Raw genomic sequence first — 21,874 nt, 5'->3', positions numbered from 1 at the left:
GCTGATTATTGAAAATTCAAGTTTGTTGTTAGCAAAAATAAATTTTAGGAAACTTAACATCATGATGATAGATAAACGTCTGATTAACACGGTGGAAGACAGCAAAAAATGGATTGCTGCGACTGTGTTGTGGAATTGGCTTGCGTTGGTTGGCAGTATTGTCACTGCGGTCACATTTGCTTGGTGTCTGCATCAGGCTTTTGAGCAAACTCTAAGCCTGACAAGTGCGGTGATTTTTTTTATTGTTTTAGTTGCTGCATTGAGCTTGCGTGTGTTTGCAGGGAAAATGGCAGGCAAAGCATCTTACTATGCTAGCACCAATGTTAAACATAAATTGAGAACCTTAATTTATCAGAAATTAGCCTCTATGCCGTTAAATCAGGTTAATCAACAATCCACTTCTTCGTTAGTGCAAATTGCTTCAGAGGGTGTAGAACAAATTGAGATCTATTTCGGACGTTATTTGCCACAATTATTTTATAGTTTACTTGCCCCGCTGACTTTATTTCTTTTTTTAGTCTTTTTTAATGCACCGACCGCTCTAGTTTTATTGGTTTGCGTCCCCTTAATTCCGATGTCAATTATTGCAGTCAATAAAATTGCTAAACGACTATTAGCCAAATATTGGGCGATTTATGTGGGATTAGGCAGTAGTTTTTTAGATAACTTACAAGGGCTAGTCACCCTCAAAATTTACCAAGATGATGACTATAAAGCGAAACAAATGGATATTGAAGCGGAACATTTTCGTAAAATCACTATGAAAGTGCTAACTATGCAGCTAAACTCTGTTTCGCTGATGGATTTATTGGCTTATGGTGGTGCGGCGATTGGGATTTTAACCGCATTATTGCAATTCCAAGCAGGACATTTAACCGTCTTTGCGGTCATTCTATTTATTCTACTTTCCTCTGAATTTTTCATTCCTTTACGTTTACTTGGTTCATTTTTCCACGTTGCCATGAATGGTAAAGCGGCTTCAGATAAAATTTTCACCTTATTAGACACACCAATAACACAAACCCAAGCTGAAAGTGCGGTGAATTTTGATGAAAAAAATAACATTCAAATTACATTACAAAATTTACATTTTGCTTATTCAGCTGAAAAGAATGCCATCAATGGCTTAAACTTAACCATTCAACCCCATCAATTAACCGTTTTCGTGGGGAAAAGTGGCTGTGGAAAATCAACCTTAGTTTCCCTGTTAATGGGCTTTAACCACGCACAACAAGGACAAATTCTGTTTAATGACAAAAACAGCACAGATTTGCACCGCACTTCATTCTATCAACAAATTTGTTTAGTCAGCCACAGCAGTTATATTTTCAAAGGGTCATTACGAGAAAATATGCTGATGGCACAAATAAACGCTAGCGATGAACAAATTTATCAAGCGTTAAGCCAAGTTAATTTGGCAGATTTTGTGCGAGAAAATGGTGGTTTAGATATGCCATTATTAAGTCGTGGTAATAATTTATCAGGCGGACAAATTCAACGTTTAGCCCTAGCTCGAGCCTTATTACACGATGCCAGTTGCTATATTTTTGATGAAGCCACCAGCAATATTGATGTAGAGAGTGAAGAAATTATCTTGCAGTTTATTCATAAACTTAAAGCTGAAAAAACCATTGTCATGATTTCACATCGTTTAGCCAATGCGGTACAAGCGGATAAAATTTATGTGTTAGATAACGGGCAATTAGTCGAACAAGGAACACATTCGCAACTCATGGAAAAACAAGGGCTTTATACAGAAATGTTTAACCAACAAAAAGCCTTAGAAAATATCAGAACAGGAGCAAATTATGCGTAAAAATGGATTTATCATCATGTGGCATTTGCTCAAATTAGTCACACCATTAGCTCATATTATGAGTTTCACCATTATTATGGGAACGCTTGGCTTCCTTGCGGCGATTTTTATTATTGTGTTGGGAGCAATCGGATTAGTGAATCTAGCAGGTTTTGCCACTCACTTTACTTTTAGTCAAATTCTTACCGCACTGATTGTACTGGCTATCGCTCGTGGTATCCTACGTTATTTAGAACAAATGTCAGGGCATTACATTGCCTTTAAATTATTAGCACTATTGCGTGATAAAGTCTTCACCGCCCTACGCCGTTTGGCTTTTGATAAATTACAACAAAAACAATCGGGGCAATTATTATCATTAGTCACCAATGATATTGAATTACTGGAAGTATTTTACGCTCACACCATAGCACCTATTGCTATTGCTATTTTAACATCGGCGATTTTACTCATGGTATTTGGGGCTATTTCTGTTTGGTTTGTCTTAATCGCTTTGCTTGCCTATATCACCATTGGCTTTATTCTACCCACAATTACCACTGCCATGGCTCGTGATGAAGGTAGAAAATACCGTGAATTAGTCGGTGAAATGAATGATTATTTTCTTGACAGCATTCGTGGCATGAAAGAAATCCAATTATTTGGTTATGAAGACCAACGGTTAGCACAAATTAATCAACGTAGCCAAGCCATCGATCAAGCCTTTTTCCGCATAAAAGCACAAGAATCTAAAGTGCGTGCCTATACAGAAATAGCAGTTTCATTGTTTAATATGTTGATCTTAGCGACCGGATTAATTTTATTCTATTATCAACAAATTGATTTCAGTGGCTTATTGATTGCCGTTATTCTACTGATGTCAAGCTATGGTCCTGTAATTGCATTAAGTAATCTTTCCAATAATTTATTACAAACCCTTGCCAGCGGTGAACGAGTACTGGGTTTACTGCATGAAAAACCTGTACTAGACGATGTAAAGTGCGGTGTAAATTTAGCAGAAATTGAACAAATCAACGTTACAGGTCTTAATTTTGCTTATGCTGATGAACAGATTCTGTCTAACATCAATCTCAGCTTAAACAAAGGGCAAATTTTAGGTATTCACGGACGTAGTGGCAGTGGTAAAAGCACTTTGTTGAAACTGCTAATGCGTTTTTACGATCCACAATCTGGTCATATTCAAATCAATGGCATAGATTTAACCCAAATCAACACTCAAAGTTTACGTGAAAATATGGCATATATTACGCAACAAACCTATATTTTCAATGAAAGTATTTATGAAAATATTATCATGGCAAAACGCCATGCCAGCCAACAACAGGTTATTGAAGCGGCTAAAAAAGCATCTATTCATGACTTTATTATGAGCTTACCTGAAGGCTATGAAACGAAAATCACCGAATTGGGTAACAGCCTATCAGACGGCGAAAAACAACGCATTGGCATTGCCCGAGCGTTCTTACATAATAATGTCCCGATTATTTTACTTGATGAACCCACAAGTAACTTAGATAGCTTAAATGAAGCTATGGTTTTACAAGCATTACTTAAAGTAAAACAAGATAAATTAATTGTCTTAGTCAGCCACCGAACCTCAACCATGCAAATTTGCGATCAGGTGATTCATATTGAGAATGGGCGAGTGTCGTAAATATATAATGCTGTGAATATTGTGCCATATTGATCTGACCCTCAAAAGTTAGATTAATTTAAGGACTGAGTTCTAAACGCAGTCCTTTTAATTTTGGCTGAATAGGTTATTTTTATAGCAAATAACAATAATTCTCATTTGCTTGTGAAATACATTTTCATTATAATTATCCACATTGGAAATTTTCTTCTTTTAACTAAAAATAATCTTTGGATCATGTAGGGAGATACGCTATGTTTAGGAAAAATCCTGTTTTTTCATTCTCATTAATTACTTTAGCCGTGTTAGGCTATAGCCAACCTAGCTTTAGTGAAGAATCTAGTCAAACGGAAACGTTAGATAAAATTTCTGTAACAACAGAAAGTGAACAAGATCAAAAACCTGCTGTCATCAAGAAAACACACCAAACTATTCAGCGAGAATTAATCAGAGATACGCGTGATTTAGTGCGTTATACGACAGATGTGGGTGTGGCTGATAATGGTCGCCGTTTAAAAGGATTTTCCATTCACGGCGTGGAAGCAAACCGAGTCAATATCAGCATTGATGGTGTAAACCTGCCTGATGCCGAAGAAAACAGCTTATATGCTCGATATGGTAATTTTAACAATTCACGCCTTAGCATTGATTCAGAATTAGTGAAAAGTATTGATGTGGTTCGGGGATCAGATTCCGTCAATAGTGGTAGCGGTGCATTAGGTGGTTCTGTCAATTATCATACTTTAGATGCACAAGATATTGTTTTTGAAAATCAATCTTTTGGCGGATTATTACGCTCTGGTTATGCCAGTAAAAATAGAGAATGGGTTAATACGGCTGGTTTAGGTTATGTTGATGAAAAATTCGATGCGTTGCTAATGTATTCTCATCGACAAGGACATGAATTGAAAAGTGCTGGCGGAAATATTACCCCTTGGGGAACATCTCGCTATGATACAGAAAAAGATATAGCTCGCCGAGCAGAAGTAGGAAGTGCCCGTATTCATCCAGATCCGTCCGATCATAAATTACGTAGTTATTTAGCCAAATTTAATTGGAAAATCACCCCTGAACATAAACTTGGTGTGGCTATTTCTGGACAGAATAATAAATTATCGCTCAACGAATTATCCTATGATATGGACACTTCTTGGCGAGATTCAGATGATTATCAAAAACGCTTAAACGCAAATCTATTCTACGAATGGATACCAAACAATAGTACTTTATTATCTCTTGTTCGTGCTGATGTTGATTATCAAAAAACCAAAAATGGTGCAACTAATTACAAAGGTAATTATGATCGTACTGGTAATTGGCGTGATGGTTATGATTATACTAAAGGTACACTATTTAATGTAGATGACCGTAATATGGAAACCAAATACAAACGTTTCTCTTTACGTGTAGATTCACAGCCATTCCAATTAGGTGGTGATCATTTATTATCTTTTAAAAGCTATATTGCTCAACGGGATTTTGAAAATATCAACAATGATAAAATACTCAATACGGATGGCAGTATAAACCAAACTCGTATTTATACCATTCAACGCCCAGTTAAAACCAATCTATATGGTTTTGGTTTACAAGATAATATTTATTGGAATGACATTTTTTCTTCTGTCGTTGGCGTACGTTATGATCACACTACACTCAAACCACAAAATTATCAAAATGGTGTGCCTTGCACCGTTTCTTGTATAAAAGCAGAAGAACGCAATACCCCAAGAAATAATAGTTACAATAACTGGAGCGGCTCATTAGGATTAGAGGCTCAAATTAACCCTGTTTGGAAAACTGGCTACAATATTAATACAGGTTTCCGTGTACCAACCGCTTCTGAAATCTATTTTACTTTTGATAACCCTGCGGGTAACTGGAAAGCCAATCCAGATTTAAAAGCAGAACGTAGTACCAATCATAATTTATATTTACAAGCCAATTCCCCCGTTGGAATGCTGGATATGAACTTATTTTATACTCGCTATAAAAACTTCCTATTTGAACAAGAAACGACCGATCTTTACTACAACGAACTTTGTTCTGATGACTACAATGGTATTTACTGTCATCAATATTCGCCTGCTCCATTCCAACAAATGGTGAATATTGATAATGCCAGAATTTATGGGTTAGAAGTGAAAGGTAGTATTAATTTACACGAAATCAGTCCGTTACCTGATGGCTTTAAAATTTCAGGGGCATTAGGTTATAGCAAAGGTAAATTATCCAATGGTGATAGCTTATTATCTATTCAACCATTAAAACTTGTGATTGGCTTAGATTATGAAGATCCAAATGGTGTCTGGGGAATATTCTCACGAGTTACCTATCAAAAAGGAAAACGAGGTAAAGATGCTATGATTACTGAACGTGATTCAAGTTGTGTTGAAGAAAATTACTATGGCTTATGTGAAGAATGGGAAGATACTGTCACCCACCGAGAATATCGTTGGTTAAATAAATCCTATTGGGTCGCTGATTTATTCGGTTATTACAGACCGACTAAAAACATTACCTTACGGGCAGGTGTCTATAATATTTTCGACACCAAATATCACACTTGGGACAATTTACGGGGTATTAACTACCGCAGTACTATTAACACTGTAGATTATCGTTATGGCAATCAAGGTCTTGAACGCTTCTACGCTCCAGGTCGTAATTACAGTGCATCGGTGGAAATTCGGTTTTAGCCATTAACCCCGTACTTGCATACGGGGTTAAGCATAGTTACGCCACCCCGTGGCTGGCTTGTTTCAAGATGCGGAGCATCGTTACTATCTAGCCCTGTACGCAAGTGCAGGGTTAAAATATTTTCACCGCACTTTCCCCAAAAAACTACAAAATCTGTGCCAAGAACTGCTGCCCTCTTTCCGTTTTCGGTTGACGGAAAAATTCATCTGGGGCAGTTTGTTCAATAATCATGCCTTGATCCATAAATACCACGGAATCGGCAACTCGTTGAGCAAAGCCCATTTCATGAGTAACGCATAACATCGTGATACGTTCTTGCTCGGCGAGTTCTACCATGACATCTAACACTTCTTTCACCATTTCAGGATCGAGTGCAGAAGTGGGTTCATCAAATAACATAACTTTGGGTGACATACAAAGGGATCTGGCAATCGCCACACGTTGTTGCTGTCCGCCAGATAATTGCCCTGGATATTTATAAGCCTGATCAGCAATTTTTACCCGTTCTAAATATTTTAAGGCAACATCAATGGCTTCTTGCTTGCTCTTTTTTAATACCCAAATTTGCCCGAGCGTCAAATTTTCTAACACGGTCAAATGTGGGAATAAATTAAAATGTTGGAATACCATGCCGACATTGCGGCGAATTTCTTCTAGGTGTTTCAGATTATTATTTAACAACACCCCATTGACAATTAACTCGCCACTTTGATGATGTTCTAACCCATTAATACAACGAATTAAAGTTGATTTACCCGATCCTGAGGGACCTGCGATGACAATTTTTTCACCCTCGTTGACGGTTAAATTTACCGCTTTGAGAACGTGAAAATCGCCATACCACTTATTCACATTGCTTAATTGCACCATGACTTTAGACACAAATTCGCTCCTTATGTTGCTTTAATTAGTGCTGTCTTGCCAAGTCTAAACGTTGCTCAATATAACGTGAGTAACGGGACATGGCATAACAAAAAATAAAATAAATAAACGCAAGAAATATATAGGCTTCCACGCTAAACCCTTGCCATAACGGATCGGCAAGTGCGACTTTTGCCGATAGCGTTAAATCATAAATCCCGATAATCACCACTAAAGAGGTGTCTTTAAAAATCGAGATAAAAATGCTCACCAACGGCGGAATGACCACTTTTAAGGCTTGCGGTAAAATAATAAGTCGCATACTTTGCCAATAACTCAAGCCTAAAGATGCCGCCCCCTCAAATTGCCCTTTCGGGATAGATTGCAAACCACCCCGCACCACTTCGGCAATATAAGCGGACACATACACAATCACTGCGATTTGCGCTCGCAGTAATTTATCCAAGGAAAAACCATCAGCAAAGAACAACGGTACCATCACCGATGCCATAAATAACAAGCTAACGAACGGCACACCACGCACCAATTCGATATAAGTAATGGATAATGAACGAATAATTGGCATGTCTGAACGGCGACCTAACGCCAATAAAATACCTAACGGGGTAGCAAACAAAATCCCGAAAATTGCCAAAATTAACGTGACGGGCAAACCGCCCCAACGTGCGGTTTCAATTTCCGTTAAACCGAAAATACCACCGTGCATTAACACGCCACAGATCGCCAACACCACCAACCAAATGCTCACGAGAGATTTTTTCCAAAAGCGAGAAATAGCACTCAAAATAATTAAGGCGATCAACAAAATGCAAACTAAAAACGGTCGCCATTGTTCATCAAAAGGATAAATCCCAAACAAAATCATGCGGTATTTATGATGCACAAAGGACCAACAGGCACCTGCTGAAGCATGACATTCTTGTCCACTGTTTGCGGTGAAATTGGCTTGCAACAAGCCCCATTCGACTATCGCAGGAATAGAAAAGAGTAAAAACCAAAGTACCAGAATAGTTGCCAATCCATGTGCAGGGGTAGCAAATAAATTATTCTTTAACCACAGCCAAACGCCCGTTTGCTTAGGTGGACGTGAACATTCTTCTAGGCGTTGCAATGAAGAAAGTGCGGTGTTTTTTTCGGTTAAATTTACCATGGTTACTCCCCTACCTTTCCACCAACGCCATACGCTTGTTATACCAAGCCATAAAAATAGCGATACTGATACTAATCGTAAAGTATGCCAACATAATAATCATCACCGCTTCAATGGCTTGTCCTGTTTGGGTCAGCATCGTGTTGACAATCGACACAATATCAGGATACCCAATCGCAACGGCTAACGAGCTGTTTTTGGTGAGATTCATAAACGTATTACTCATGGCAGGAATCATCACTCGCACTGCTTGTGGCATAATAATCAGGCGTAAGGTTTTAAAACGAGATAAACCAAGCGACTCGCCAGCTTCCCACTGCCCTTTGCCGATACTTTGAATGCCTGAACGTACAATTTCTGCCACAAATGCCGCTGTATATAATACTAAACCCAATAATAATGCTGCTAATTCAGGACTAAAATGCCAGCCATTAACAAAATTAAATCCTTTCAGTTCAGGTTTTACCACATCAAGCTGACAGCCCGAAAACAACACCGCTAATACAGGGAAAAGGACAAAAAAGCCAAGGCTGATATAAAACACAGGGGTCGTTTGCCCTGTTTTATTCTGTTTATTTTTCGCCCAATAGGCTAAAAAAATCGTGGCAAGGATAGCTAAAATGAACGCCACACCGAGCCAAGGGAGTGAGTCCCCCACTAATGCTGGAATTTTAATCCCACGATTAGACAAAAACACCCCGTCAATCGGATTTAACGCTTGACGAGGGCTGGGTAGATTTTCTGTGAGTAAGGAATACCAAAAGAATAAATGAATCAGCAACGGAATATTTCGCATCACTTCCACATAAACCGAGGCTAATTTATTGACTAACCAGTTAGTAGAAAGTCTTCCGATACCAATCAACGTACCCAATAAGGTAGCCAACACAATACCAATAAAAGACACAAGCAAAGTGTTAAAAATTCCTACCTTGATCGCCTGCCAATAAGTATCGGTAAGGTTGTATTCAATGAAAGATTCACCAATCGCAAAACCTGCCTCTTTATCTAAAAAAGCAAAGCCTGTTTGAATATTGCGAGCAGCTAAATTATGCAAGGTATTGTCCACTAAATACCAAACAAAATAAACAACGACAGACAATATCACGATTTGGTATAACCAAGCTCGCGTGTTTGCGTCATTTAAAGAAAATTGTAGTTTTTTCATTATGTAACGAGGGCGTAATAATTACGCCCCTCTATTTTATAAATAATTGTTATAGTAATATCAAGTAGTTAAATATTAACGAATCGGCAAGCCGTAGTGTAAACCACCGTGTGTCCATAAATTATTTAACCCACGAGGAATATTTAACGGACTGTCTTTCCCTACATTACGGTCAAAACTTTCGCCATAGTTGCCTACTTGTTTAATAATGTTATACGCCCATTTATCGTCTAAACCAAGGTTTTTACCAGTTCCCTCGCTAACACCTAACAAACGTTGAATATTTGGATTTTCACTTTTTAATTTTTCATCCACATTGGCACTGGTCAAACCCAATTCTTCGGCGTTGAACTGTGCTTGCAACGTCCATTTCACAATATTAAACCATTGTGAATCACCTTGACGCACGAAAGGTGCTAACGGCTCTTTAGAAATCAAATCAGGTAACACCACATAATCATCAGGATTAGATAAACGTGAGATACGAATTGAGGCTAAACCAGACGCATCAGTGGAATACACATCACAACGACCAGAAGCAAAGGCATTGACCACTTCATTAAATTGATCGAATACTACTGGCGTATATTTAATATTATTTGCTCTCGCCCAATCTGCCAGTGTGTTTTCATTAGAGGTTCCTGTTTGTAAACAAATAGTCGCCCCATCTAACTCTTTAGCACTTTTCACGCCAAGAGATTTTTTCACTAAAAAACCTTGTCCATCATAAAAATTTACCCCCGGAGATTGTAAACCAAGTGCGGTATCACGTTGTTGTGTTACTGTGGTATTACGGGTTAATACATCAATTTCCCCTGATTGAAGTGCGGTGAAACGTTGCTGAGAATTTAATGGCACAGTTTTAAATTTAGTGGCATCACCAAACACAGCAGCCGCCACAGATTTACACAAATCTACATCTAAACCTTTCCATTCACCTTTATCATCAGGTGCAGAAAAGCCTGCAAAACCCGTGGTGGTACCACAAATCACGTGACCACGTTGTTTTACGGTATCAAGGGTTGAAGTTTGTGCATTGGCACTAAAGGCACTGCTGCTAAGTATTGCAATAACGGTTGTAGCCAATAAATTTAATTTTTTCATAAAGTTCTCCAAAAAAGGGGATTATAATCAATAGACTCACAACTGTAATGAAAAAATCTTATATAAGCAAATAAAATTAGGTTATATTAAATAAGATTTAGTTATAAAGATATAAAAAACCGCTCTTCTATAGCATGATCGCCCCCCCAAAAAAAATTGTACTAATAACCAACCAAGTCAAGGTGCAGATTTTTATGACTAAATATAATCAAATCTTTAAACAACAAGTCATAGATTTTTACTTCGCAAATCATGAAAACTTACCCAAAACAAAAGCATTCAAACATTTTAATCTACCCAATGAAATGGTTAGACTGTAGATTACACAATTCAAACATTCAGATTTAGGCAGATATGTCGCATTACATCTTGATTTAACAAGCTCCAAAATGATTAGCTAATGGTTGAAAACCTTTGAAAAACAAGGTATAAAAAGGAACAATATTTTTCGATAAAAAGGAACCCCCTATGCCATCAATCTGGATACAAACAGGCTATTGTCTTGCACAAAGTGAAGTATCATCTGAATACCAAACCGAAAAACCAGTAGCGTTAATTTCTTATGCCAATAGCAAAGAAGAATTTGAACAACGTGTAGCAGTCGGTTTGCAAAAGCAGACTTACCGTTTTCGTACACAGTTGGCACCCTTGCCAATGAATACATTTTTTGAACGGCATGGTAAAGCTTGGTTGATTCACTCCGCTCGGGATTTAACCGAAAACGAAGTGCGTATGATTGATTTAGGTGAAAGTGAACAAAAATTGGTCTTGTCCGACACTAATTATGTGCTTTGCCATCAAATCAAACCAGTAAAATTACTTGATTGGCAATTTGGACGTCATCCTAAATTATTTGCCCCTGATGAAATTTCAAAACTGCTTTTTCCCGATGTAGATATTCCAGCAGATATGTTTCAAATAGGCTGGGAGAAATGGCAGCAACCCACTTTTCCTGCCCCAAAGTTTGATGAAAAAACGTATCAAAAAGACACCGCAGTTTTCGGTGAACCGTTACCACCGTTAAAATGCTATGTAATTTTAGATAGCAATAAATACCCATTCTTGCGACCTGAACGTTTTTCCTGTCGTATTGAAAACTTATTCCAAGGGGAATTTGCCAAAGAAACCGAGAAAGTTGCCCCTTATCTGGTGGAAGTCATTCCCTATAATGAAAGTCAGCAGTCTGGTGAATTATATGGGATTTTTAATGAATTTGAAGCTGTTAATCGATTTAACTGGCAAGACCGTTCGGTAATTTTTATCCATTCCCGCTATGATTTCGACACCGTATTGCACCACTTCCGCCATTTTCCGATGATGAAAGACGAAAACGACAAATGGTTCTTCTTCCGCTTCTACGACCCGAAAGTACTACGTGAATACCTTGCAGTGATTGCCAAAAGTCCTGAAAAACTGAGTAAATTCTTTGGCTATGATAAGCGAATTATCCATGCGTTTGGTTCAGGTATTGATGACAGTTTTAATTATTATCAGCTCAAAGCCCTGCCAGAAGAAACGGTGCCTGCCAAAATTATGTTGGCAAAATGGGAAATGGAGGGGTTTAAAGAGCAGAAGTGGCTGGCTAAAAAAGATAAAGCCTTACAATATCTGTTATACCAATACCCCCATTTAGTCACGGAACAGGATAAAAATGACTTATCGCAGGGTTTAGATGAAGCATTTCAAAAAGGCTATACGGATATTGACAGTCTGATACAATATGCGATGGCAAGACAAAGTGCGGTGAAAAACGGGCAAGATTTTTATGCCGAAGAAAACTATTTACTTGAGAGGCAGTATAGCTTAACTGAAACAGCATCATTACTTTGGCATAAATTTATACAGGATACAGATGATGAGTCATACCCAAAAGATTGAAAGACCAACAGGCAGCATTTCGCCGATAAAAATGTGTCAACCAGGACATATTATTTACCCCGTTCGTTTGGCATTAAGCAAAACCTATTTAGATAACATTCCCACATCATCAGCTCTCCCTGTGTTACCGAAGAGTTTTGCAGAATTAGGTGGAGATTATGAAACACGTCAGTTACGTACAGGCTATATTTACATCTTGATGCTTAATATAAATCCATCTTCACGAGAGGAATTTGCCAGTACAAGGGCAAATAACATGTATAACTGGCTAATTTATCAATATACGACTAAAGATATTTCTGATGGTTATAGTGCAACGATGTATCATTTTTTACGCTATCCGTACGGAAATCTTACCGCTCATTGGCATATCCCTGCCGATAATATAGGAAAACCATTTATTCCTTTACCACCCGGTGTGAGCGTTATTGACATTATGTATAGTGAAACGGCATTGGCACCTGAAATATTAGAAAAATTAGCTAATGATGAAAGCACGCGTAACGATTGGATGCAAAAGTTCTTTTTGAATAAAGAAGAAGGACTGGTAAAAAAAATTGATACCAAAGACCAAATCAAAGACTATGTTGCCGACTTTAATGACCAACAACAATTTGTTGCACAAGAAGAAGATAATGCACGCCGTAATATCTTTATTGGTAAACGCCCTGAATATGAAAAAATTATTACTCAAATAAATAATTGTAATAACGTTCACCTTGTGGCATTAAAAGACCCAGTGGGAACAGTACGTGATTTATCGGGTTATCACCATTATTTAGCTAAACAGCGTCAAACAGTGATGAGAAAATATGAATATGCTATCACTACCGCACAGATAATTCATAATTATGTTACGCAAAAATATATTAAAGCAAGAAATGATTATAATGCTGTTTTAGCCAGCGGTTCAGCAGGCTTTGGTGTTATTCCAGCAGAAGAGATAAACGATATTTATGCGTCATTAAATATACATAAAGCTCATCTAACTCAACATGGGAACAACGATATTTTTGACGCATTAAAAGCTGAATTTGCCTTTGAAACAGACATCAAGGGGATTAATTCCGTACATAAAATGGCAACTATCCCTACACTATATGGCAAGCCATTTAAAAATTTGGTGAGAATTTTTACTCACTACCTGAATAGTTCGGAGATTAAAAACCGATTTGAAACACTCACTACAGTATTGCTTACTAAAAACACATCATCTAAGGAAAGTACACCACAGTATATCACAGAAAATTGGTGCTTATTTATGCAAAGTATTTTACATGGTCTTGATGCATCCTCTTACGGTCGAAATGCAATTATTGCCGCCCTTTGTCCGCGAGGAAAAGATTTTTCTTTTCCCAATACAGCACAAACCGATGATGGTGCCATTTCTGCGTTAAAAAATATTTTAGGCAACACTGAAACAATACTTAACACGTTAAAAGAAAATGCTATAGCTGAAGAATTTAACCTAAGTGCGTATGATTCTTTTATTAGAACCGTGATTGATAAAATGGCAGTACATGATACATACCGAAAAAAAGGTGAACCAACCTATCAGGAATTAGTGCAAGTTATCTACGGCAAACAGTCCCCCCTTGCCCCAAATTCGCCCCCGAATAGTAGTAGCTATGATGAATTATTTAAAACCATGCCGTTTGAGGGGTTGAAGAAAACCCTATTTTTTAGTCAGTTGTTGGCAACATTTTGGGATAACAATAATGCGAAAACAGAAGCTGGTAAATTAGCCCAAGACCCGACCTTGCTTGCTGCCAATATGCTACTTAATGAATATGCCACTAAAGGTAGCATACTTGAGCGTGTGAGAAATGGCGAGAAATTCCCGAAATTCAGCAGTAATGCTGCACGGTTAAAATATGTTGTCATGAATATGAATACCTTATTAGCGGGGATAAGTGCATTATTTGCTTATGGTAACTGGAAAGAAGCCAGTTATAAAGGTGATGAAGCCGCTATGTATGGAGCTTTACTTCAGGGAGTGGGTGGTATTACTTTTGAAGGCTCAATTGGGGCTTTGGGTTATTTATCACTTCAAACCCCTACACCAGTAATTTTACGTTTAATCACGCTTGCCCGAGTAGGCACTGCTATTGGTGCATTGTTATTACTGGCTGGGCTTATTGCATCGGCGTTTGAACGAGTAGATATGGAGATATGGATTGAGAATGGGTTTTGGGGGAAGAGTGAATTTTATTGGGGTAATGCTGTAAATGCTTATCAGTGGGAAAATCAAAAAAGAGTAGATGCTGATGACTTTCTATCGCAAATTGATATGAGTATCTTTACTTATGAAAACGATACAAATCTAAAATCATCAGAGATAGTTAAATGTTATCAAATTGAAATGCAACGATATTATCAATTTTCGATCCCCATTAAATTATCACTTGTTAGTAAAGAAGATAAACATAAGATATTGGTGGAACATCCTTCAATTACCAGTCAAGAAATAGCACAACAAATTCGAGCTGTACGCGGAAGAGGCGATGCGGCACCTATAATCATTATTGCCCATGGTGAATTTTATTCTTACGCACAACCGAATGAAATAATATTTGATGAAAATAAACTGGGACAGGCTATTTTATGTTTTCCAACACCATGGACTGTTACGCCAGTAACACAAGCCCAACTAGGAACATTTGAGCGATATGAATTTGAACGAAATAAAATATCTAAAGTAGTAGATGAAAATGTTTATGGTATAAAAATACGGGTAGCTATTCCCCATTATCAGGGGGCAACAACCTGTTTTATGTCGAAAGAACAAGCTACGCTTTATTTTAGATAAGGAAAGAAAATGATTAAAGAAGATATTTATTACAATCTAAGTTATTCAATCCGTAAACGCGGCAAAGATGAGATTGAAATTCGAGCATCGACATTTGATGGTTATATTCGAGGGTTTATTCGAGCCGTTTTGATTGGAATATTTTTTATGGGAACATTTTTTGATTTGAGCCACGGAAAAGAGCCTTTTTCTGATGAAATAAAAACTATCCAATTAGATTTTATGTGGGCATTTTATCCTGATGAAGATCTTATGCCGTCATATCAAGAAAAAGTTAATAGATATAATGATCCTAATTTTATAAAAAAATACCCTAATGCTAAACTAAACACTTATGAAGAATACAAAAATTATTACCTTGATGTATTTAAATGGAACCGTATCCGTGCCTATTTCCATTTTATCTGGCCGCCCATATTATTATTTTTTATCTTCTTCCCAAGAATAAACGGTATTCGGGTTAATCGCAAAAAACGCTTAATTTATTGGCAAGATGCGTTTAAGCAATATCCTGTGGCTTATGTACCTGAAAAAGGCGATCCACTAACGGGGATTATTTACGATAAATTTGGTTTATATGCCTTTGGTGGTTTTAAACATTTTTCGTTGCATATTCAAATTAAGGACATCGTCTCGGGTTTAAGTGCGGCACAACTTGCTGGTGTTTACCCAACACCTTACGAAGGACATAATAAAGATATTCTCAATGCCATTCGTTCATTCCTACAAGACGAAAACCCAGAATTTTTAAACCATATCGGCAATCACTATCGCACCCTTGGTTTTTACCCAATGATAACCTTTTGTAATTTTTTAGCCTTGCCTTGCTGTTTTTCCCGCAAAAAAGCCAATATTGCTTTAGAGAATGCAGAAAAAATCTGGCAGGAAATGACGGAAGAACAAAAAACAGCATGGTTCACTGAAATGCAAAAAGAACAAGCTAAAGTAAATAACAGCCTTGCTGAACAAGGATTGGATAATCGGATTGATTAAGTGCGGTGGATTTTAGCAATGTTTTACAAAGGGTCGGCACAGTACGCGATTTATCGGGTTATCACCATTATTTAGCTAAATTAGATGCTGATGACTTTCTATCGCAAATTGATACAAGTATCTTTACTTATAACGATACAAATCTAAAATCATCAGAGATAGTTAAATGTTATCAAATTGAAATGCAACGTTATCTTAAGTATTGGTGCGAAAATAGAAATTAGTATGCCAGATAAATACACCATTATTGTGAAATATCCTGGCATTTACACACAGGAAGACGCTGACACCTTAAAGTTAAGCTCGATAATCGAAGTAACTTACTCCGACAAGATTAATTCTTACGTTCAATCCAACAAAGAATTTTATCTTAACCCAGAACAATTGGATACTGATATTGAATTTAAAAAAACGGGCGAAGCTGTCATTAAATTGACACCTAAACAGTCATCGTTAACATTAGCTTCAAAGCAGTGGAATATTGCAGAACAACGGAACTATGATGATTTACGCAGTTTAAAGTTGGCAGTTAGCATGAAAGATTTTCGTGGCAGTCAAACGCAAAAAACATCTAAAAAAGAAATATTTACATTTAATTAAGCAGGAAAACATGGAACAAGAAGAAATAGATTTAATCGATAGATTAGGTTTAACGGGTTTAATCGATAAATTTAAAAATTTTCGTAATAAACACTCATTAGCACATTCAATTCGTAAACGCGGTAAAGATGAAATCGAAATCCGAGCCTCGACTTTTGATGGGTATATTCGGGGATTTATCCGAGCCGTGTTGGTTGGCATTTTTTTGGTTGGTACTTTCTTTGATTTAAGTCACGGAAAAGAGCCTTTTTCTGATGAAATTAGAACTATTAGAGAGGATTTTATATGGACATTTAATAAAGATAAAGAGCTCTTACCAATGTATGAGGAATATCGTGAATGGGTACTCAAACCAGAAACAAAAGCAAAATATCCTAATGAGAGACTTCTATCATACGAAGAATATAGAAAACTATATACAGATGAGTCATGGTCAAAATGGCATGTTATTCGAACAATTTTCCACTTTATTTGGCCACCAATATTATTATTTTCTATCTTCTTCCCAAGAATAAACGGTATTCGGGTTAATCGCAAAAAACGCTTAATTTATTGGCAAGATGCGTTTAAGCAATATCCTGTGGCTTATGTGCCGGAAAAAGGCGATCCACTAGCGGGGATTATTTACGATAAATTTGGTTTATATGCCTTTGGTGGTTTTAAACATTTTTCGTTGCATATTCAAATTAAGGACATCGTCTCGGGTTTAAGTGCGGCACAACTTGCTGGTGTTTACCCAACACCTTACGAAGGGCATAATAAAGATATTCTTTATGCCATTCGCTCATTTTTAGATGATGAGAACCCAGAATTTTTAAACCATATCGGCAATCACTATCGCACCCTTGGTTTTTACCCAATGATAACCTTTTGTAATTTTTTAGCCTTGCCTTGCTGTTTTTCTCGCAAAAAAGCCAATATTGCTTTAGAGAATGCAGAAAAAATCTGGCAGGAAATGACGGAAGAACAAAAAACAGCATGGTTCACTGAAATGCAAAACGAACAAGCTAAAGTAAATAACAGCCTTGCTGAACAAGGATTGGATAATCGGATTGATTAAGTGCGGTGGATTTTAGCAATGTTTTACAAAGGGTCGGCACAGTACGCGATTTATCGGGTTATCACCATTATTTAGCTAAATTAGATGCTGATGACTTTCTATCGCAAATTGATACAAGTATCTTTACTTATAACGATACAAATCTAAAATCATCAGAGATAGTTAAATGTTATCAAATTGAAATGCAACGTTATCTTAAGTATTGGTGCGAAAATAGAAATTAGTATGCCAGATAAATACACCATTATTGTGAAATATTCAGGCATTTACACACAGGAAGACGCTGAAACCTTAAAGTTAAGCTCGATAATCGAAGTAACTTACTCCGACAAGATTAATTCTTACGTTCAATCCAACAAAGAATTTTATCTTAACCCAGAACAATTGGATACTGATATTGAATTAAAAAAACGGGCGAAGCTGTCATTAAATTAACACCTAAACAGTCATCGTTAACATTAGCTTCAAAGCAGTGGAATATTGCAGAACAACGGAACTATGATGATTTACGCAGTTTAAAGTTGGCAGTTAGCATGAAAGATTTTCGTGGCAGTCAAACACAAAAAACATCTAAAAAAGAAATATTTACATTTAATTAAGCAGGAAGACATGGAACAAGAAGAAATAGATTTAATCGATAGATTAGGTTTAACGGGTTTAATCGATAAATTTAAAAATTTTCGTAATAAACACTCATTAGCACATTCAATTCGTAAACGCGGTAAAGATGAAATCGAAATCCGAGCCTCGACTTTTGATGGGTATATTAGAGGATTTATCCGAGCTGTTTTGGTTGGGATTGTTATTGTCAATACATTATTTAATTGGGGGCATGGAAAGGAACCATTTGAAGATGAAATAAGGACTATCCGATTAGATTTCATTTGGGCTTTCAATCCTGATGAAAAAATTAAACCCTTATACCAGCAACATATTGAAACATATAGAGATCCTGAATTTATAAAAATGTTTCCAAATGTAAAGGCAGATACATATGAAGAACAAAAAGTATATTATATAAACGTCCATAAATGGGATCGTATCCGAGCCTATTTCCATTTTATCTGGCCGCCCATATTATTATTTTTTATCTTCTTCCCAAGAATAAACGGTATTCGGGTTAATCGCAAAAAACGCTTAATTTATTGGCAAGATGCGTTTAAGCAATATCCTGTGGCTTATGTGCCGGAAAAAGGCGATCCACTAGCGGGGATTATTTACGATAAATTTGGTTTATATGCCTTTGGTGGCTTTAAACACTTTTCGTTGCATATTCAAATTAAGGACATCGTCTCGGGTTTAAGTGCGGCACAACTTGCTGGTGTTTACCCAACACCTTACGAAGGACATAATAAAGATATTCTTTATGCCATTCGCTCATTTTTAGATGATGAGAACCCAGAATTTTTAAACCATATCGGCAATCACTATCGCACCCTTGGTTTTTACCCGATGATAACTTTCTGTAATTTCTTAGCCTTACCCTGCTGTTTTTCTCGTAAAAAAGCCAATATTGCTTTAGAGAATGCAGAAAAAATCTGGCAGGAAATGACTGAAGAGCAAAAAACAGCATGGTTCACTGAAATGCAAAAAGAACAAGCTAAAGTAAATAACAGCCTTGCTGAACAAGGATTGGATAATCGGATTGATTAAGTGCGGTGGATTTTAGCGATGTTTTATAAACAGCAAGATTTAGGTAAAAAATAATTGCAATAATGTTCACGTCGTGGCATTGAGTAAAGTACGTCCATTAAAAGGAAATTGCTTGGATAATGCGGCAATGGAAAGTTTTTTGGGCGAATGAAAACGGAACGTTTTTACAAAAAATCCTTTAATAACGTTGATGAGATTAAAGTAATGATTGATGAATATGTTTGTTATTACAATGAAAAACGTATTCAGCTAAAATTAAAAGGACTGAGTCCAATACAATATCGTCGTCAGTCCTTGATATAAGCGTCTAACTTTTTGGGGTCAGATCATAGCTTAATTTTTATTAATGAATACTCGTACTCACCGTAGTACGATTCGCCCGTTTACGATCATTTTCCGTTAGTAATTTCTTACGAATACGGATTGATGTTGGGGTGACTTCCACTAATTCATCATCATCCAAGAATTCAATGGCTTGTTCAAGGGTGAATTTCACTGGCGTAGTTAATACAATAGCATCGTCTTTACCTGATGCCCGCATATTAGTCAATTTTTTACCCTGTAAACAATTCACGGTTAAATCATTTGAACGGCTGTGAATACCGATAATTTGACCTTCATACACTTCCACACCATGATCGATCATTAATTTACCACGCTCTTGCAAGCCGAATAAGGCATAACCCAAGGCTTTACCTGTAGCGTTAGAAATCAATACGCCGTTTTTACGTTGACCGATTTCACCTGGTTTAATATCGTCATAATGGCTAAATGTCGAATAAAGCAAGCCTGTACCTGATGTCATGGTCATAAATTCGTTACGGAAACCGATTAAACCACGGCTTGGGATCACATATTCTAAACGAGTGCGTCCTTTACCGTCAGGTTGCATATCTTTTACTTCGCCTTTGCGAATACCCAATGCTTCCATCACAGAACCTTGATGTTGTTCTTCAATATCAATGGTCACTTGCTCAAATGGCTCTTGTTTTTTGCCGTCAATAGTACGATAAATAACTTTTGGACGAGATACCGCTAATTCATAGCCCTCACGACGCATATTTTCGATTAACACCGACAAATGCAATTCGCCACGACCAGAAACACGGAATTCATCTGGGTTAGGGGTTTCTTCCACACGCAATGCCACGTTATGCACCAACTCTTTATTTAAGCGTTCCAAAATTTGGCGAGAAGTCACATATTTGCCCTCTTTACCACAGAACGGAGAAGTGTTTACACAGAAGAACATGGTGACGGTTGGCTCGTCAACACTCAATGCAGGCAAGGCTTCTACTGCATTAATATCGCAAATGGTGTCTGAGATATTCAATTCACCTAAGCCTGTAATCGCCACGATGTCGCCAGCAAAAGCTTGATCTTCTTCATAACGTTGTAAGCCTAAATGCCCTAATACCTGACCCACACGCCCTTGGCGAGTACGACCTTCGCTATTAATCACAGTCACCGCTTGGTTTGGTTTCACCGAACCACGTTTAATACGACCGATACCGATAACCCCCACATAGCTGTTATAGTCTAATTGGGAAATTTGCATTTGGAACGGTGCATCAAGATGTACAGATGGCGGAGCTACGTGTTCTACGATAGCTTCAAATAATGGGGTCATATCAGGAGCCAACTCTTCGTGTTCTAAGCCTGCTACACCCATTAATGCCGATGCGTAAATAATTGGAAAATCTAATTGTTCGTCCGTTGCCCCTAGGTTCACAAATAAATCAAATACTTGATCCACTACCCAGTCAGGTCTAGCCCCTGGACGGTCAACTTTGTTAATCACCACAATCGGTTTTAACCCGTGAGCAAAGGCTTTTTGTGTCACGAAACGGGTTTGTGGCATCGGACCATCAAAAGCGTCCACCACTAATAATACAGAGTCCACCATAGAAAGCACTCGCTCTACTTCGCCTCCGAAGTCGGCGTGTCCTGGGGTATCTACGATGTTAATGCGATAATCATTCCAGTTAATTGCGGTATTTTTGGCTAAAATGGTAATGCCACGTTCTTTTTCCAGATCGTTGCTATCCATTACACGTTCATCGCCATCACCGCTGCGAGAACTTTCTAAGGTGCCTGATTGTTGTAAAAGTTTGTCAACTAAGGTGGTTTTACCATGGTCAACGTGTGCAATAATTGCGATGTTACGCAATTTATTAATATCTAAATCTGCCATTAAATTGTCTTCTATTTGTTTTAAAATTTTACTCACAATCCTTGGTAGGATTGTTCGGGACTTTGCCCCTGTTGAAAATTCCTACGGAATTTTCTCCACCGCACTTTTTAGTCAACTCGGCTTAGTCAACTCGGCGAAAGGTCGCAAATTATACAACTTTTTTAGGCAATGAGCTATTAAATAATCTAACTAAATCTGGCAGAATCTAGCTCTTATATCATTAACTAAAATTTA

General features: G+C 37.4%; 15 protein-coding genes and 1 pseudogene. 11 read left to right on the top strand and 5 right to left on the bottom strand.

Annotation, left to right across the window (positions count from 1 at the left end; translation table 11 throughout):
- The first annotated feature begins 61 nt into the window (after positions 1-61).
- The 3 genes from O1Q80_RS05220 to O1Q80_RS05210 all read left to right on the top strand — a co-directional run bounded on the left by O1Q80_RS05220 (position 62) and on the right by O1Q80_RS05210 (position 6,148).
- Entirely contained in the window at positions 62-1,816 is a 1,755-nt protein-coding gene (locus O1Q80_RS05220) for an ABC transporter ATP-binding protein/permease (RefSeq protein WP_386696100.1), read from the top strand.
- Positions 1,809-3,470 (top strand): amino acid ABC transporter ATP-binding/permease protein, encoded by a 1,662-nt coding sequence (locus O1Q80_RS05215; RefSeq protein WP_386696099.1) that lies wholly within the window; start codon positions 1,809-1,811, stop codon positions 3,468-3,470. The genes O1Q80_RS05220 and O1Q80_RS05215 overlap by 8 nt, the downstream gene beginning before the upstream one ends.
- A gap of 233 nt (positions 3,471-3,703) precedes the next feature.
- On the top strand, positions 3,704-6,148 hold the full coding sequence (locus O1Q80_RS05210; RefSeq protein ID WP_386696097.1) for a TonB-dependent hemoglobin/transferrin/lactoferrin family receptor: 2,445 nt from the start codon (positions 3,704-3,706) through the stop codon (positions 6,146-6,148).
- Between the two features lie 145 nt (positions 6,149-6,293).
- Here O1Q80_RS05210 and O1Q80_RS05205 read toward each other — a convergent pair whose 3' ends face one another.
- The 4 genes from O1Q80_RS05205 to O1Q80_RS05190 form a co-directional block, all read right to left on the bottom strand.
- Positions 6,294-7,019: an amino acid ABC transporter ATP-binding protein gene (locus O1Q80_RS05205; protein WP_386696151.1), complete on the bottom strand. Its 726-nt coding sequence runs from the start codon at positions 7,017-7,019 to the stop codon at positions 6,294-6,296.
- Positions 7,020-7,056: 37 nt separating this feature from the next.
- Positions 7,057-8,181, bottom strand: coding sequence for an amino acid ABC transporter permease (locus O1Q80_RS05200; RefSeq protein ID WP_386696096.1), 1,125 nt, complete (start codon positions 8,179-8,181; stop codon positions 7,057-7,059).
- A gap of 10 nt (positions 8,182-8,191) precedes the next feature.
- Positions 8,192-9,349 (bottom strand): amino acid ABC transporter permease, encoded by a 1,158-nt coding sequence (locus O1Q80_RS05195; RefSeq protein ID WP_386696094.1) that lies wholly within the window; start codon positions 9,347-9,349, stop codon positions 8,192-8,194.
- Between the two features lie 75 nt (positions 9,350-9,424).
- Positions 9,425-10,453: an amino acid ABC transporter substrate-binding protein gene (locus O1Q80_RS05190; protein ID WP_386696092.1), complete on the bottom strand. Its 1,029-nt coding sequence runs from the start codon at positions 10,451-10,453 to the stop codon at positions 9,425-9,427.
- Between the two features lie 468 nt (positions 10,454-10,921).
- On the opposite strand from O1Q80_RS05190, the gene O1Q80_RS05185 reads away from it, so the two are divergent.
- The 8 genes and pseudogenes from O1Q80_RS05185 to O1Q80_RS05150 all read left to right on the top strand — a co-directional run.
- On the top strand, positions 10,922-12,331 hold the full coding sequence (locus O1Q80_RS05185; protein WP_386696090.1) for a DUF4123 domain-containing protein: 1,410 nt from the start codon (positions 10,922-10,924) through the stop codon (positions 12,329-12,331).
- The gene (locus tag O1Q80_RS05180; RefSeq protein WP_386696088.1) at positions 12,306-15,140 is read left to right on the top strand and encodes a toxin VasX; all 2,835 of its coding nucleotides are present in this window, start codon (positions 12,306-12,308) and stop codon (positions 15,138-15,140) included. Before O1Q80_RS05185 ends, O1Q80_RS05180 begins: the two co-directional genes overlap by 26 nt.
- Before the next feature lie 9 nt (positions 15,141-15,149).
- On the top strand, positions 15,150-16,133 hold the full coding sequence (locus tag O1Q80_RS05175) for a hypothetical protein (RefSeq protein ID WP_386696086.1): 984 nt from the start codon (positions 15,150-15,152) through the stop codon (positions 16,131-16,133).
- Positions 16,134-16,358: 225 nt separating this feature from the next.
- Positions 16,359-16,733 (top strand): hypothetical protein, encoded by a 375-nt coding sequence (locus tag O1Q80_RS05170; protein ID WP_386696084.1) that lies wholly within the window; start codon positions 16,359-16,361, stop codon positions 16,731-16,733.
- Positions 16,734-16,743: 10 nt separating this feature from the next.
- A complete protein-coding gene (locus tag O1Q80_RS05165) occupies positions 16,744-17,793 on the top strand; it encodes a hypothetical protein (RefSeq protein WP_386696083.1) in 1,050 nt (349 codons plus the stop codon).
- 225 nt (positions 17,794-18,018) lie between these two features.
- Positions 18,019-18,228, top strand: a complete 210-nt coding sequence (locus O1Q80_RS05160; RefSeq protein WP_386696081.1) for a hypothetical protein — start codon at positions 18,019-18,021, stop codon at positions 18,226-18,228.
- 174 nt (positions 18,229-18,402) lie between these two features.
- On the top strand, positions 18,403-19,446 hold the full coding sequence (locus tag O1Q80_RS05155; protein ID WP_386696079.1) for a hypothetical protein: 1,044 nt from the start codon (positions 18,403-18,405) through the stop codon (positions 19,444-19,446).
- Between the two features lie 100 nt (positions 19,447-19,546).
- A pseudogene (locus tag O1Q80_RS05150) lies at positions 19,547-19,749 on the top strand (IS3 family transposase); the annotation flags it as partial.
- Positions 19,750-19,789: 40 nt separating this feature from the next.
- On the opposite strand, the gene typA reads toward O1Q80_RS05150, so the two are convergent.
- Complete coding sequence (typA, locus tag O1Q80_RS05145) at positions 19,790-21,640, bottom strand: translational GTPase TypA (protein WP_386696077.1); 1,851 nt, start codon at positions 21,638-21,640, stop codon at positions 19,790-19,792.
- Positions 21,641-21,874: the final 234 nt, after the last annotated feature.

Origin of the sequence: Lonepinella sp. MS14435, assembly GCF_042485795.1 — a bacterium.
In the GTDB taxonomy this organism is placed as follows: Bacteria; Pseudomonadota; Gammaproteobacteria; order Enterobacterales; family Pasteurellaceae; genus Lonepinella.
This window is presented reverse-complemented; position numbering and strand designations above follow the sequence as displayed.

Coding starts and splice junctions, on each gene's coding strand:
- O1Q80_RS05205 (WP_386696151.1), bottom strand. CDS start 7,019: ATGGTGCAATTAAGCAATGTGAATAAGTGGTATGGCGATTTTCACGTT.
- O1Q80_RS05155 (WP_386696079.1), top strand. CDS start 18,403: ATGGAACAAGAAGAAATAGATTTAATCGATAGATTAGGTTTAACGGGT.
- O1Q80_RS05210 (WP_386696097.1), top strand. CDS start 3,704: ATGTTTAGGAAAAATCCTGTTTTTTCATTCTCATTAATTACTTTAGCC.
- O1Q80_RS05190 (WP_386696092.1), bottom strand. CDS start 10,453: ATGAAAAAATTAAATTTATTGGCTACAACCGTTATTGCAATACTTAGC.
- O1Q80_RS05170 (WP_386696084.1), top strand. CDS start 16,359: ATGCCAGATAAATACACCATTATTGTGAAATATCCTGGCATTTACACA.
- O1Q80_RS05220 (WP_386696100.1), top strand. CDS start 62: ATGATGATAGATAAACGTCTGATTAACACGGTGGAAGACAGCAAAAAA.
- O1Q80_RS05185 (WP_386696090.1), top strand. CDS start 10,922: ATGCCATCAATCTGGATACAAACAGGCTATTGTCTTGCACAAAGTGAA.
- O1Q80_RS05165 (WP_386696083.1), top strand. CDS start 16,744: ATGGAACAAGAAGAAATAGATTTAATCGATAGATTAGGTTTAACGGGT.
- O1Q80_RS05195 (WP_386696094.1), bottom strand. CDS start 9,349: ATGAAAAAACTACAATTTTCTTTAAATGACGCAAACACGCGAGCTTGG.
- O1Q80_RS05175 (WP_386696086.1), top strand. CDS start 15,150: ATGATTAAAGAAGATATTTATTACAATCTAAGTTATTCAATCCGTAAA.
- O1Q80_RS05200 (WP_386696096.1), bottom strand. CDS start 8,181: ATGGTAAATTTAACCGAAAAAAACACCGCACTTTCTTCATTGCAACGC.
- typA (WP_386696077.1), bottom strand. CDS start 21,640: ATGGCAGATTTAGATATTAATAAATTGCGTAACATCGCAATTATTGCA.
- O1Q80_RS05160 (WP_386696081.1), top strand. CDS start 18,019: ATGCCAGATAAATACACCATTATTGTGAAATATTCAGGCATTTACACA.
- O1Q80_RS05215 (WP_386696099.1), top strand. CDS start 1,809: ATGCGTAAAAATGGATTTATCATCATGTGGCATTTGCTCAAATTAGTC.
- O1Q80_RS05180 (WP_386696088.1), top strand. CDS start 12,306: ATGATGAGTCATACCCAAAAGATTGAAAGACCAACAGGCAGCATTTCG.